Source organism: Reichenbachiella versicolor (assembly GCF_003171675.1).
Lineage (GTDB): Bacteria > Bacteroidota > Bacteroidia > Cytophagales > Cyclobacteriaceae > Reichenbachiella > Reichenbachiella versicolor.
Genome location: NZ_QFZQ01000002.1, coordinates 415,805 through 431,491 on the forward strand (window position 1 = coordinate 415,805; position 15,687 = coordinate 431,491).

The 15,687-nt window shown below is 38.8% G+C and carries 8 protein-coding genes; 2 read left to right on the forward strand and 6 right to left on the reverse strand.

The genetic code is table 11. The annotated features are described in order from the left end of the window. Positions 1 to 334: 334 nt before the first annotated feature. A complete protein-coding gene (locus DKG80_RS06695; protein ID WP_109830545.1) occupies positions 335 to 1,498 on the forward strand; it encodes a hypothetical protein in 1,164 nt (387 codons plus the stop codon). A gap of 4 nt (positions 1,499 to 1,502) precedes the next feature. Here the strand turns inward: DKG80_RS06695 and DKG80_RS06700 are convergent, their stop codons facing one another. Beyond that, positions 1,503 to 3,077 (reverse strand): tetratricopeptide repeat protein, encoded by a 1,575-nt coding sequence (locus DKG80_RS06700; protein ID WP_162555725.1) that lies wholly within the window; start codon positions 3,075 to 3,077, stop codon positions 1,503 to 1,505. A 246-nt stretch (positions 3,078 to 3,323) separates the two neighbouring features. Here DKG80_RS06700 and DKG80_RS06705 point away from each other — a divergent pair, with 246 nt between their 5' ends. Further along, on the forward strand, positions 3,324 to 4,703 hold the full coding sequence (locus DKG80_RS06705; RefSeq protein WP_185140163.1) for a hypothetical protein: 1,380 nt from the start codon (positions 3,324 to 3,326) through the stop codon (positions 4,701 to 4,703). A 9-nt stretch (positions 4,704 to 4,712) separates the two neighbouring features. Here the strand turns inward: DKG80_RS06705 and pbpC are convergent, their stop codons facing one another. From pbpC to DKG80_RS06730, 5 genes are all read right to left on the reverse strand, one after another. Then, positions 4,713 to 7,079: a penicillin-binding protein 1C gene (gene pbpC / locus DKG80_RS06710; RefSeq protein ID WP_221409063.1), complete on the reverse strand. Its 2,367-nt coding sequence runs from the start codon at positions 7,077 to 7,079 to the stop codon at positions 4,713 to 4,715. 147 nt (positions 7,080 to 7,226) lie between these two features. Then, positions 7,227 to 12,722, reverse strand: coding sequence for an alpha-2-macroglobulin family protein (locus DKG80_RS06715; RefSeq protein ID WP_162555726.1), 5,496 nt, complete (start codon positions 12,720 to 12,722; stop codon positions 7,227 to 7,229). 540 nt (positions 12,723 to 13,262) lie between these two features. Continuing rightward, positions 13,263 to 13,796: a hypothetical protein gene (locus tag DKG80_RS06720; RefSeq protein ID WP_109830549.1), complete on the reverse strand. Its 534-nt coding sequence runs from the start codon at positions 13,794 to 13,796 to the stop codon at positions 13,263 to 13,265. 58 nt (positions 13,797 to 13,854) lie between these two features. Further along, a complete protein-coding gene (locus DKG80_RS06725; RefSeq protein WP_109830550.1) occupies positions 13,855 to 14,844 on the reverse strand; it encodes a hypothetical protein in 990 nt (329 codons plus the stop codon). A 292-nt stretch (positions 14,845 to 15,136) separates the two neighbouring features. Continuing rightward, complete coding sequence (locus DKG80_RS06730; RefSeq protein WP_109830551.1) at positions 15,137 to 15,682, reverse strand: hypothetical protein; 546 nt, start codon at positions 15,680 to 15,682, stop codon at positions 15,137 to 15,139. Positions 15,683 to 15,687 lie beyond the last annotated feature (5 nt).

A 15,687-nucleotide genomic window follows, 5' to 3' on the forward strand; every position in this document is an offset into this window, starting at 1 on the left:
AACGCCTTTGCTATTCAATAGCTGCATAACCGTCGTGATACCGTAGCTGACACGGTGACTTTAACGGTTAATATTTTTAGCTAAAAGTGGTCTATTTATCAATAAAGCAGCTTTTCTAATCAAAATTCTTATACTTACCAGATAGCTTGTAACTAAGCCACGAATGATTTAATTGACTCCTATTTTATCACCTATATGAAGCTCCTCGACCTAACCTTAGATTAGGGGTTTTATTTCTACTCAATCCAAGGATCAAGGAATTAAATCCAAAGGGTAATCACCTTGCGATTAAATACTCTTGTTTCATGTCAATTAGGAAATATATCTTTGAACTATGAGAAGAGAGTTTCAAAAATCAGAAATTGAAGAAACGCTAGACAAGGTCTGCAATGACAACTTGTTTACTAACTCCTCTACTCTTCAAAAACTGCTAAGGTATTTAGTCGAAAAAAAACTCCTGAACGAAGACCTTAAAGAACTCACTATCGGTCTAGACCTTTTTGATTCCAACTACAGTGTTGACAAACACGACGGTATTGTCAGGACTTATATTTATAAGCTTCGCCAAAAGTTGGTAAAATACTACGCTCAACCAGAAGTAAATGACCCTATAATTTTTGAAATCAAAAAAGGTCAGTACAATCTATCCTTCCAGTCTCCAAACGAACTGATAAAGAGTGAATCAGATAAGAGTATTAAAATACCGTTACAAAAATTGTGGATAGGCCTAGGCATTGCATTGATAATCGGTACTGTTATTCTAGCTAAGTTCAACCTTGAGCCAGAGACCTATTTATGGAAACCTTTTTTATCTCCTGATGCTTCAAACCTAGTTGTTATATCCGATCAATATGTAGTATCAGAGACCAATCAATATGATGAAGAACACGCCGTTCTATATCCTGAAATCAACAATGATGACCAATTTCTTAAATATCAAAACGAAAACCCTGAGCGAAAACTTCGCCGAACGGACTATTCGGTAATGTCCAAAATGGCACCATTTTCTATCAAGTCGATTACTGAATGGCTAATACCAAATGGCGGTAGTTTTGATATGAAACTGGAAAGTCAATTAGTATTTGACGACATCAGAAAACATAACATCGTATTCGTCGGTCAGTTCAAAACAATGAATTTATCGAAAGCTATATTCCTTAAGGACAGTAAAGTTTTCTCTACTTATATAGATGGCTTCAAATACTCTATTGGAGACGAAACCAAGGTTTATAATACTAAGCATGGAACTCAAAGAGTAGAATATGCCATGGTTTCATACACATCAATAAGCCCAAACAACAAAGTGTTCTACTTTGTATCAAATAATGATATAGGCGTAATGGCTACAGTTCGCAACTTTACGAGTCCTGATTGGCTAAAGGACTTTGCATCTAAAATCCCGCAAGAGGCTAAACATTTCAATGCACTATTTCAAGTAAGCGGAATACAACGAACAGATATGAGTTGTGAACTGGTAGAACTAGAAGTAATAGAATAGCTATTTAGATACTTGCAATGAAGGTTTCAAGATTATCTTCACGATTGAGATCCAATTTCTTTCGCAGTCGATGGCGTGCGATATGAATGCTCCCCACCGAAATATTGAGTAAATGAGCCATTTCTTTACTAGAAAATTTAAGCTTCACTAGTGCACAATGCTTTAATTCTGTGGGAGTAAGATTAGGATATGACTCTAATAATTTTTTGTAAAAGCCAGTATGCACTTGGGTAAATCTAGCATTGAACTCTTCCCAAAAGTCACTTTTTTGAGTTGATTGATCTATTGTGCGCTGTTTCTCTTTACTATCAGGGACATTATCTTTTATGTAACTCACCAGTTCACTAATCTTCGTCTCTTTTTCGATGAGTTGAAGCGCGAAAGAAGTCAGTTCTTTATTCTTGACTTCATTAATGGCCTCTAGTTTTTCTCGCTCCGCCTCAGCCATTTGCTTATTATGAGCTTTTTCAACTCTATGCTTTTTGATTTGGCTTCGTCCTTTTACGAATAATACGATCACTACCATGAACAAAAACACTAGGGCAAAACTCAATTGAAGGTTAAAATACTCTTGTTGATTTTGAGCTATTTCGATCTCTCGTTCTTTTAACTCTGCTTCTTGTTCTTTGACTTTATCTTGGTACTTGTTTTTCATGTCAAATAGACTCTGCGCATGATCTGTTTTGACATTAAATAATCTATCCCCTATCTCTTTACTTTTAAGCAGATAATCATAGGCTTTACCTCCATTGCCCAACTCATAGAACAAAGCAGCTAACTTTCTATACAGATCATACTCATAATCCGTATGTGTTTTATACATTCTGATGATTTCTAAAGCATTTTCATAGGCTTTGATCGCTTCTTGCTTCTGTCCCTGTTCCCTTTTAAGATCGCCCCAGTAGGTGTCAACTACCACTAGATAAGTGACTCTTGATTTTTCAAAATGCCTTTTTGCCTGAGACAACAGCTTTTCTGCTAGATCATATTGTTGTCTTTTGATAGCTATCAGGCCACGTCTAGCCTTTACGAAATAGTTAGTTTTTTGCTTAAGCAATTCACAAGAGTCTAAATAGGTAGATGCCATATCTAGATCTCCAATATCTATATATCTGGCGGCGATGGCGTGATACGCTGAAGAGACATTGTGTTTAGATTTTTTAGCTAATGCCAGTACCTTGAAGTAATGAGTAAAAGAATCTTCCGTTCGGTCAAAATAGCTATTGAGCAAGCCTAATTCACGATGAACTTGTCTACTTAATTGATCATCCCGAAACCTATCAGCTAACAACTGAGCATTCCATAGATTCTCGAAAGAATCATAATAGTTGCCATCATTCTTCTCAATATCCGCTACCTGAAGTAAGCTTTTTAATATTCCGGCAGTATCAGCTTGGGTTTCAAAATAGGCAAGCGCGAGTCCAGTCCAGTAAACAGCAGAATCATACTTACCTTCTAGCTGTCTGCCTTTTATTAAATACTGGTCTCCGAGTACAGAATCTTTGGCCTGTGCTTTATAGCCACAGAAAAATAGCGTTAAAACCAAGACGCATTGAATAGTCTTATAGCATCGGTTCATACTCTTGCTTTAGTCTTCTCATTTCATATCCTCTTCATATCGGCAGAGGATATTGTTAAGTGATAAATTAAGTAAAAGTTCTATTTAACAACGATCGAATAAACATTCAATCTAATATCCCCCCTCTATTGTTAAGTTATTGTAATACATCAACGGTATGCTGATAAGTATTTGAAAGGAGATTTTGAGTCAATACTTTCCGTCTTGGAAATAACTTTGTTTTCGAGAAAAATTTTATACAAATACATGAATAAAGAACAAATGAAGCTAGGGATAAATTGTCTTTTACTAATCGTAGTAGCTTTAATACCTGACTTAGCCTCAGCTCAAGGCTGGGGCTATTCTAACAATAGAATAGCTATCAGTGCTGATGGCAATAATCAACCTGATCATATGCACCGTTGGTCAAAGGCCGATCCTGACGACTGGGGAGGTACTCCAGTAGCACTTGCCATGATCGCTAAGCTGCAAGCTCAGGACAAACTTGTTCACTTTTCATACAACAACTTCATTGATGCTCCGGCTCACACTTCAGCTACCAACCATATGAAAATAGGTGTCGATGGAGCGATTGAAAGATGGAATTTCGACAAGAATATATTCTTTGATGTTCCAGAGGATAATGAAGCAGCTATTAATGATTTAGTGGAGGAAATAGAAAAGTCAACAGCTACTGACCCTCTATACTTTATACATATGGGACCAGCCGAGTTTCTGTATAGAGCGGTGAAACAAGTGATCGAGGATAATAAAAGTGAAACCTTGTCTCATATTTATATTATTTCTCACAGCGGCTACAATGAAAAGCACCTAAGAAGAGGCGACCCTAAATTTGATAAAAAGCCTGTATCAGCTAGCGATAAACATCACACCATTGCAGAAACTATGGAGCTAAGCGGGCATAGACTTAATTACAGGAAGATCATTGATCAAAATGCTCATTGGGATCCAAACAAACTATTTGGATCAGACGATGACTTTACAGTCTGGTACTGGATGAGGGATCACAAAGACCCTAACATCAAATGGCTATATGATAGAATGCTTGTCAATGAAAAAGGAAAAGCTGACTGCTCTGATGCTGGTATGGTTTACTATCTATTGACTGGTGATGATAATGGTAGTCCTTCTAAGCTGGAAAAGTTCTTTGGTGAAGGCATACCAACTAATAATCTCACTGGTTCTGTTGAAAGCCAAACATTAAATGCCTTGAGAGATTTTAACATCCCGAGTATAGATGGTTTTGTACCTGCCTATAAAGATAAAGGTAGAAGAGCGCTAGCGGTCAATGCAGGCATGTACAAAGAGAAGTTTGCCGCTGCTACGGCTATTTTTGATGGCAATAGTGGCTTATATAATGTGACAATCACTACAGTAAAAGAAACTGATGGGGAATCGACTTACAGGCTTAGAGTATCTGGGGAGCTAGTAGGTAAATTCCAAAATCCAGAGACTACTCAGGACATGTCAACACATACCTACACGTTTCAAAACATTGCTCTGAATAAGGATGATGTCATACAGGTCGAGTTCAACTCTACATCCAATGGCAAAATACCTGAAGGGAATGCTTTTGCATTTGCAAGAGGTAGATGGAGACAGCTAGAAATAGTAAAAACTAACTGATAGTGGCTTTTATCTCCCACTAAGTACGTCAAACTTTCTAATTAACTCTTCGCCCATTTCATTGAGCAAAATGACTTGGTGCGTGCCTTCACTGACTTGGATGGCCATCTGGTGAGGTGTATTGGTTTCCCCAATGTATTCTCCATCCAGATGCCAGAAGAGTCTTTTGTTTTTGTGAAGGTGAGCAGCTTCGAAAATCGCTTCACCTCGCTTGCCATCAAGCTCTTTAGGAATGAATATTTTAGTTCCTTTTTTAGGATAAATAAGCTGTATGGTTGCTAACTGCTCATCAGACTCACAACCTTTCATGAAGGCCGGCAAGGATTTATAATCGATGTTATTTTGCTGATAGTACCAAGCTTGAGTCGGGGGTAGTACAAACCAGTTTTTGTGATGAATTTTATCTATCGGGTAGCAACTACTATTTACTTGGTATGTTTCTGTTTCGTCCAAGTGGATTCTATGATGAAGCATACAAGCTTGTGTGTTGCGAACTGCCTGAGGCCATGACACCTCCTCCGTCTCTTCACAATTTGGGGAAGCTATCCAACCTGAAGTTTTACATATCTTAAACAATTGAGTTTCTGCTGTTGGGACTTCGTTAAAAGAATCGTGATCTAGAACCTTAAATATTTTGAACATGAGTGGTGCAGCTGCTAAACCTCCTACCAGACCGGGTCGGCCTTCTCCATCGGCGTTACCTGTCCAAACTGCCACTAGGTATTTCCCATTGATACCTACAGACCATGCATCTCTAAACCCAAAACTGGTTCCTGTTTTCCAAGAAATGGGTACAGCTCCTCTAAAACTCTCCCATCCTGAAAAACCTTGAGGTCGATTCAGCCCTTTCATGGCATCTAATGTGGCCCATATACTTGCTATACTTAAGACTTCATCTGTCTTCACATCTCTACTCTTCAATGAATCTGCAATCAATATTGAATGCGGTTTATAATCTTCCGCGTCATATAAGTTCATGACAGGTCTGTTAAATGAATGGCGATAGGTACGGTATATATTTCCATACATCTGGGCTATTTCCCAAAGCGAAGACTCCGCTCCTCCCAATATTAAACTCAACCCATAGTGACTCGCAGGTCTAGTGAGGCTATTCATTCCTAGAGATTTCAATTTCTCATGAAATCGTTCAATGCCATAATCTCTCAATGCCACTACAAAGGGTAAATTCAAAGATCGAGTCAGCGCCTCATCAGCATGTACAGCCCCTCTGTACTTAAGGTCAAAATTCTTAGGCATAAAGTCCTTCAGGAACATTGGATAATCTTCCAATAAAGCTTTGGGAGTAATCAATCCATGGTCCAAAGCGGCGGCATAGAGAAAAGGTTTTAGCAGGCTACCCGTACTTCGCTGAGCCGTGACGATATCTACATCTTCACCGTGCTCCATTCCACTATTGACATTCCCTACATAAGCTTTGGTTTGTCCTGATTCTATATCTATTACCAAAGCTGCTGCATTGAAAATGAAGTTGGACTGAAGACCTTGACTGTGTGCCTCCACTCTCTCTTTTACCACTGCCTGAATGGCAGCATCTATCGTCACAATATTTCGCTTTCCTCCTTTACCTTCATTGATAAGTCTGGTCAAAAGACGTGGTGCCAATTGAGGCATTGGTTGGGGTATACCTGGTAAAGGCTCTGCCATAGCCAGTTCACAAGTCAAGGAATCAATAACTCCTTCAACCAATAGCTTGCTGAGTAGAAAATCACGTTTCCATTTATAGGTAGACTCATTCTTTCCTGGGAATACCAACGAAGGACTATTGGGTAATACGGCTAAACTGGCTGCTTCTCCCCAAGAGAGTAAATGAGATGGTCTTCCATAGTATCTCCATGAGGCAGCGCTTACTCCCACGACATTCCCTCCAAATGGTGCTTGAGAAACGTAATGTGAAAGAATCTCCTTTTTCGAATAGAGAAGTTCTAGCTTAAAAACCATTAGTGTTTCCAGAATCTTTTGCCAAAGTGTTCTAGACTGATTTCCTAGCGCCATTCGAACAACCTGCATGCTGATCGTACTTCCACCTCTCTTTATTCTTCCTGATTGAATATTAGACCAAAATGCCTTTGAAAGAGAAATTGGATTAACACCAAAATGCTTATAGAAATAAGCGTCTTCAAATTGTAATAGACACATTTCAAAACGTGTAGCTATGCTATCTTCTTTCGGAAATCGCCATTGTCCATCTTTAGCTATTTGAGCACCGAGTAGCTCACCTTCCTGAGTCTCAATGGTCGTAGAAAAAGTTGGTGCAAATAGCGGCGAAGGTAGCGGTAGCAGCAATAAGAAAAGCACTGACCCTATCAGAAGGATCAGTGCTTTTTTATATCTCTTAATAGACTCGTATAGTCGCAAGAACTTCATCGCTAAACTTATGAATCTGTTGTCTCAGCAAGTAAACCTCTATTTGAAGGTCTTTTCTCGACGTAGCAGTCTATCACAGTAGATACTTTATACTGTAACAGACTGCTTCGCCAATCTTCCCTGCTAGGAAACTATTGTTTATTTTATTTCAATCCACTTACCTGCATTCTGCGCGTAGATATCATCATCATACATCGCTTCTACTTTTACTGCTGGTTGATAGAACTTCCCTTTGTATGAAGTGTTCAACTGAACTTCGAAGTTCTTGGTCTGGCCAGCATTCAAATCGAAATACATCATGACTCTGTCATCTCTGATATCTGTATAATCAGGTTCATCTCCGCCATTGAATGAATCAGTACCATCTAGTCTAGTATTCAGTATCTCCCATCCTGATGGGAAAATTTGAGTTAATGCAAGGTTTTCATACCCCTCTCTTACCCCTGGGTGAGACACTTTTACTTTAGCAATGAAATCAGTACCATGAGGCAGATTAGCTGGATTTACAGATCTACCATTCTTGTCCTTATATGATACTTCCATCTTGATGTTTTTAGAAGATGGCTCTTCCTTACCACTTAGGGGAATTCCAGTCTTGACCATTCTAGCATATATAGGAGTAGATCCAGTGTTCTGAATCACAACACCTGTCTCAGCATCAGCAGTAGACAATTTTAACTGGGCTAAATAATTACCCATAGTTACGTCCTTAGTTTCTCCATTGACTTTGACTTCAAACTGAATCTGAGAACCATCGTCCATTCCTTGGCTATACTTAGAGACTGCAATCAAACTGTATGCAGTAGTCTGAGTACTCATCCATTTTCTCTTGTCACCCATCTTATCGGCGATCTCCTTGAGAATAGTAAAACCTTCCTCATGCATATTCAAATGTGCTAGAGTCTCTAGAATCATAGCTCTGTCTCTGAGTCTAGAACCATAAGTGTATGGATTGTACTTATAATCATCTAACTCTTGAGAAAGTCCTTCGATGATTTGTTTAGCTGGATCTTCATATCCTGAAACCGCATACGCTAATGCCAATCTCCACTTCGCTACCACTGGTAGATCAGACATAGATTTCATTCTGTTCATAGCACCCATGACATTTTCCCCAGCCAATGCCAAAGTATATAGTCTATAGGCCTGAACTAAGCTGCTACTTCTGTATTTGCCTTTCGTCCATTGGTTAGCCATGCGCTTCTGAAACTTCTTCCAGTTGGTCAGCATACCACCCGGTACAGCGTAACCTTTATTCTTAGCTTCCAATAAGAAATGACCTGCATAGTTAGTTCCCCACTCGCTATCACTTCCTCTTCCCGGCCAATACGAAAGTCCTCCCGACGGATTTTGGAATGTCTGTAGTCTTTCAATAGCAGCGGTGACATTGTCAGATATTCTAGTCTTAGTCTCCGCTGTTAAGTCCATTAACTGACCTAGGTACAACTGTGCAAAAACAGAAGATGTAGTCTGCTCCACACAACCATGTGGGTATCTGATCAAATATCTAATTCTACTCTCTAGGTTCAATGATGGAAGTGCTGACAATTCTATAGCCCCTTCATTTGTTCCTAGCAATCCAATTGGACTGTAATTCAAAGACCATTGATCTCCAGCCGAAATCAACTTGTCTGATACTTCTGTGAACTCAGGGTTAGAAGCTCTTACATCCATTTCAATGTCAAATTGAGCGGTACTTTTTGGTCCTTTGGCCGATACGGCTACTCGCCCTATCCCTAGACTCTCAGCAGCCTGAACTTTGAAGTAAATCACTTTCTCTCCTTCTCCTTCAACGGTTATCTCTTTGGTACTTCCTCCTACTAGTTTGAGTTTATCAGTAGCTTTCACTGATACCTTGACCTTAGCTGTCTTCGTATCCGAATTGAAAACTGTTACAGGCAAATCCATGATCTCGGTAGGACCCGCTACTCTCGGAAGAGTCGCCAATACCATCACTGACTGCTTCACAGGAGTAGCTTTATCAGTTTTACCATAGGCTCCATTGTAGCCGGCTACCAACATGGTTTTAACACTACCGACGTACTGTGGCATTTGAATTTCATGAACCGCTTCATCTCCAGCATCCAAGTAGAAAGGTCCCAAGTACTCTACTACAGGCTTAAACCTGTTCGCCTTTTGAGCTTTTGGTGCAGCTAAATCACCATCACCACCTATACTTAGCATTCTTTCTAATCTGCCACTATATGCTCCTACTACATCGTCATAGATATCCCAAGTCTTGATTCCTAAAGCTTCCCTTGCATAGAAATTGTTCCAAGGGTCTGGTGTTTTATACCTCGTAAGGTCAAGTAAACCTTCATCTACCATAGCGATGGTGTACGCCATAGGCTTACCATTGGACTCAGTCACTTTTACATTAAACTTCTCCTCTGGACTTAGCACATCAGGCATTTTGAGCTGAGGTTCTAGTGTGGTCGCTGGGTTGATCACTGAAACATTCTCTATACCATACATGCGTATAGGTAAATCATTGGCAGTCTGCCCATGAGGCTGCATCAATGTCACATGAACGTACAGGTTGGGAGTCATATCTTCGGTCACATCAAAAGTCACCTCTGTAGGTCCTGCTCCTGTTTCTGCCCATTTGCAGTTGATGATCTTATTACTAGTTTCCAAACTCACCAAAGCACGTCCACCTTCGGCAGCAGGCAATGTCACCTTGGCTTTGTCTCCTACTTGATAGCTTCCTTTGTCAATATCGAAAGTCAACATATTGACACCTCCCATATTCTTCTTGCCTTTTCCAGCCCATCCCGGCCAGTCAAAATAAATCACTTGTCCTGCACTGTGTCCGGACTCAGGATCTGTGACTCTTACATAGTATCTACCCCACTCTGGATATTTAACTTGAACGGCCCAAGTTCCTTCACCATTCACCGTATTGACTTTAGCTTTCTGTAACGGTGAGCGGTAGTTTCTGCCTATATAATTACTGATATCATTATAGGAACTGTTCCACCACCATCTCCATTCGAGTTTGAACAACTCTACTTCTAAGTTTTGCTTTGACACTGGTTTACCATCAGAGTCTACAGATACGATTCTGATCGAGTGATCCTTGTCTGTCAAAAGCATTTTGCGCCTATCGCCTTCAGGCGCTTTAAGCCCTACATAGCTAGCGTATGGGTAATATGGGATGACTAATTTGTCTACAGAGAAGTTTCCTCCTTCTTCATATACCTTACCGGTAAATATGGCATTAAGAGCTCCCGGTGCATTGTCATTGACATCAATATTGACACCAACGTTAGCATAGCCATTCTCATTTAGTCTTACAGAGAATGCTTCCTGTCTCTCTGCATAAAAAGACTTGGAATCATCATCAAATATTAGATTAGGATACTCTTTGAAAGTTGTTTTGGTCGGAGCCAAAAGCACATCATATTCTGCTTCCAAATTCTTAGCCACAGCTCCGTGAAGCCATTTTACTGTCAGATCAGCATATATTTTTTGGCTTCCTCCTGTCAATCGATCGGTATCAAAATCAAGGTCAATTTTCAGTCTATTAGGCTTGACCGTTTCTACCTTGATTTCTTTATTGAATTCAGAGCCTCCTGCTTTTACTTTCACCTGCCACAGACCTGTTGGATCCTCTTGATTGGTAGAAAGTTTGAAAGCGTACATTCCACTTACAGATTCCGTTTTAGTCTTTCTAGTGACTATCTGCCCCTCAGGGTTCTTAAATTCCAATATCACAGGATAGTTATCAGGAAGTCTTGAATCTTTATCTTCTAGAATGAATGTCAAGAAAATATCGTCTCCTGGTCTCCACACGCCTCTCTCTCCATAGATGAATCCTTTGATACCTTTCTTGATCGTCTTACCGGCAGTATTGAAGTTACTCAATGACAAAGCTGACCCGTCGTCTACCTTCATGTAATTGTAGTCCTTCATGTGCTTAGCCTTGATCATATATGGCTTTCGCTTCACATCCAATACAGCCATACCATTGCTACCCGTAGTAGCTTTGCCTATTTCTTGTTGCTGGTAATCATAGGCTATGATCTCTACCCCATCCAATGGAGTGGTTGTCAAGATGTCATTTGCGAATACATGCAGAGCACCAAACTCAGATCGCTTAGCTACTAAACCGATATTGGAAGCTAGCAATATTTTCTTGACATTTCGACGCTGTCTATAGTACATGCTATGACATGGATTATCTCTTTCATTCCAGTCATATTCATAGTAGTAGTTTTCATAGCTGTCCCAGCTGCTTTCTTCTTGCTCTTCGTCCCAGTTTTGCTGAACTACATCATCTTCAGTGTCTGGACAAGCAAATAGTGAATGCTTTTTAGTGAATGAAATATCTACTTGATATAGTGCTCCCGGCTGAATTTTGAACATTTCGGATAGTTCCAGCGTAAACCGGTTCCATTTGTTCAAATTGGTAACTCCAGTCTCTAGCAGGTTCACTTCTTTCGTCTGAACAGGTCTTGCTACTCTTTGCAGATACCTAGTACCTCCCAAATCATTGGTCTGTAGGTATTGTAAAACATTGCTTTCGAAAATCTGAATGACAGTTACCTTAACAGCCTTTAGGCCTACGGCTTCAAATGGAAGAACTAGCTGATCAGAGTTGGGTAGAATCGTTCCTTTTTTAGAAGCTAATCTGATCTCAGGTTTAGAAGTTGGCATTTGGATCGTGGTCACAAAATCCTCTTGCAGGGTCTTTCCTTTTACACTTCTGATATTCTTGAAGATTCTTACCTCTACCTCACCGTAAATAATCTTAGATGGGTAAAGTTTCAGTTCATTTTTATCGATAGTGTATCTAGGTACATCGTCTCCGAGTTTGATAAAACCTTTCAACGACTGGTTTTTATCTATCAAATGAGAGAAGGTAATAGATATATAGTTTTCACCCGCTTGATTGAGTCTACTCGATGCTACACTAAACTCGTTTTTACCAGGAACTACATATTTCTGTTCTCCAGATGTCGCTACTCCTATAGGCGAACCTTTCCAGCTTACTTTGACTTCACTACGATCGTCCTTTCTTTCTACATTTTCTATCGAGAAGATGAATTTTCGACTTGACTCACCGCTTGTCCATGTGATAGGAAGGTCTGAGCTGCCTTGGGAAGCTTGTAATATCTTCTTGATTTTTTCTAAATCTTCATCGTCAGCCGTCTCGACATATCCAGTGATTTTGGCATCTTGATCTTCTCCTGCTACTTCTAGTCCCTCTATGATTACTTCATAGTTTGACTTAATGACAGCAAACCCAAATTCAAAGACATTGTCTTTGGGTGGATTCTCAAAAATCTCCTTGAGGAACACCTTAGCTTCGTAGGATTGTCCCGGGGTAAGGGACTGCTCGGGTGTAAAAACTATGGAGCTTTTATCTCTCCATACTGCCGAACCTGCTATGGCTGGTTCAAATGAAAATACTTTGCCTTCAACCGCTTGATTAGGTTGCACATCCATTTCCTGTGACAGAAGAATGAGAATTTCTTCGTTTTTGGAAATCACGCCAGAGGTATATCCCTCTACAAACTCACTATATGCGGCGGTAGATTTAGTCTTCTTAGATCCTTTGTCTCCTCCGCAGGAGATCAATAGTCCTGTGATAGCCACAAGACAGATTAGGTTTCTTATTATTTTTAGCAAAACGTTTAAATTATTGGTACAAAATAGAGTGCCAATTTAGTGCAAGTTCTTTGATCCTCAGGCATTCGATATAGAACTTATCATAATAATAACAGCTAACAGGCCTTAATCAGAAAGTCTATTGTAAAGGGTAAATAACCTTCAAAAACCACTTCCCTGCTCAAGTTTAAACCTCCCCTCGTGATTTTTTGGTCTCCCTGCGGCGCAGGAAGGGGCTCATGTAGCGCAGGAAACCTGTTTACCTCCGCAGGAAGCGGTCAAATTAGCGCAGGGAAGGTCTTCTGCCTTGCAGGGAGCCTCCTTATATGGCAGGGAAGATTAAAATCGGTGCAGGAAGGGTGGAATGATTGGGTGATAATGTAGAAAAACCTTTTGTTTCATGTGTAAGTACAACGACTCTTAAAATGATTTATGAAAATCCTTTGTCTCCCAACACAGCTAGTTTAGAAATACACTGTACCAAAGTACCGAGTCAGGAGACTCTACGGTTCATTCTATCTTTTAAGAAGGACTCTTGTGAATGAGCATGGCTTGCCCATATTAAAGAGTATTTTTATTTCGATTCAACCAATTTTTTGCTTCTTCTATCAAATGCTCTTCGAATTTTCTTTTTTGTTCAACCTTGGGAAGGTCTGTATAATAGAGAATCAAACTACCATCTTCAAGGTCTTGAAGTTCTCGGTACCAAGTGTATAAATGATGAAGGTCAAGTTCTTCTCCAAGGTATTTTGTTGTGTTATCCATCGGCCAGTCAAACGCATCATCGATTTCATTTTTTATAGTTGTCATTATTTCAAATGATTGTTTTGGATCATTAATCATCCGTTCTAAATGATAGGTAATTAGTACGTTAGCAGCACAAAACTTATTAGGTAATTTAAGTTTAAGTTCTGACAGCATCTGTTCGAAATATTGCTGTAATTCAAAAGTGTTATCCCGTTCGTCCATACCAGCTAAAATGATAAGCGAGTCTGAATCTAGTCCTTCTGCCAATCCTGTTAATGCGATGTCTGGATGTTGGCTAGTTGTTCGGTTTTCCAAAACGTATTCGGCAAGTTTTTCTTGAAAGTTCATCAATTTGAAGTAGACACTTTATTCATAAATTAGAATAGGTATAACCTTATACACTTTTTTATTCTAGTTCTTTTACAAATCCATAAGTTGGAACAGGTGTTTTCCCGTTTGGAATTTCATTTAAGGCCTTGTAAAAAATGTAGTCTTTATCCTTTTCAATTCCATAGAATACCCTTACGATCTCTGAATGAACTTTCTCATACTCAGCTTTCGTTTGCACTGTATCTTCTAAGTCTAAGATTGTCAAATACTCAATCATGGGAAAATATCCGTTTGTAGTTCTTTGAGGATAGATTGACAAAACCTGAGGTTTAGAGACAATCGCTTCAAGAGTCATCGGAAACTTGTACTTCGAGTTTATTTCAGTCAGTACTTTTTCATAAAACTCTTTCATCTCATCTTGCTTGCTGTATTGCCAAAATTTAGTAGCGGGATTTGAAACCTTTGAGCTCAAAAACATAGTATTTGCTGCGTCTATCAAGTACCCCTTGTTATACTCGGCTTTTGCTTTAGAATACAATTCAGGAGCAGTTTGTCCATTGACTTTGTACTGCCCCAATTGGATAATATTTAGTTTCCATCCCGCTGGATATTTACCATAAATGTTCATAACTATAAATTCATCAAGTCTACTTTTAGGCATTAACACTGAAATGAATGTTTCTTGGTTTAAGGCTTGATAGTGAATTACGTAATCATTGAGCTCGTTAACTCCCGATATAACTGTATTTACTATTCCAGTTGTAGAGTTTTTTGATTGAACTTGATTCAGAATTTTATAGTCAACTGTAGTAATTATATTACCTGCATTCTCAAGTAAATGGTCAATATCATTACCGCTTACTTCCAATAGCTTATCTGACATTATTGACTTCAGAAGATTAGCATTATTTGTTATTACAGCTTTCAATACTAATTTATCCAAGGTTTCAATTTGATTTTTCACACCTTGTTCAATGTAATCACCTTGCCAAGTTTTGGTTGTTCCAACATTGCAGCTTTGGAATCCAAAAACGATTAGGATTGTTAAAAGAATTAGGTTTTTCATTCTTGTTATTATGTACTTTTTATGGTGGCTTATTATAGGTAAATTAACCATGTAACGTAGTGAGCTTTTGGTTTTGTGAATTACTTTTTTATAATTCTTAAAACCAAAATAATGAATAATACATTACCTCCACTATTTCATATGTAAGTGCTTGGCACTTGAAATAATTTATGACAAGACCGTAGGCTAATCTAGCTATACACTGTGCCAGAATACCGAGTCAGGAGACTCTACAGTTCATTCTATCTTTCAAGAAGGACTCTTAAAAGAACGACATCGCTTTGGAATCAAATCAATTATTAGATGTACTATTTTGCAAATTTCTGTATAGTTGAACCATATGACTTACCTTCTTAGGATCAATGTTAAAATGATGAATACTAATAAAGAACTCTTGTGTAGAAGTGCAGATAATCAATTGGCTTATATCTCCACTTATTTTACGAATTTTAGTTGTAACGACTTCAGACCACTGTAATTCAAAAAGATCAGTCCAAATACCTGACGAATTAATTTTAGCTTGTGTTTTTCTATTAATTATTTGGATAATGGACTTTATAAAAAGGTAAAAGGGCAATATACCTATTGCAATTCCAAGCAACCAATTGTAATTGTATATGCTTAGAATTCGTATTTCTTGATGATCATTATTTGTTAACAAAATTGTAGCAAAGACAACTGTAGAGGCCAAACCAATTAAACTTTGCTTAATCGAATATTTAAAAATTAGTTCTTCTGGATTTATAGTTGAAAATCGAACTTCATCTAACGACGTTGATTCTTCATCAAATTTAGAAACTTGCTCTATTAAGTTCTTACCAAACGAGTTTTTAGGCATTGAAA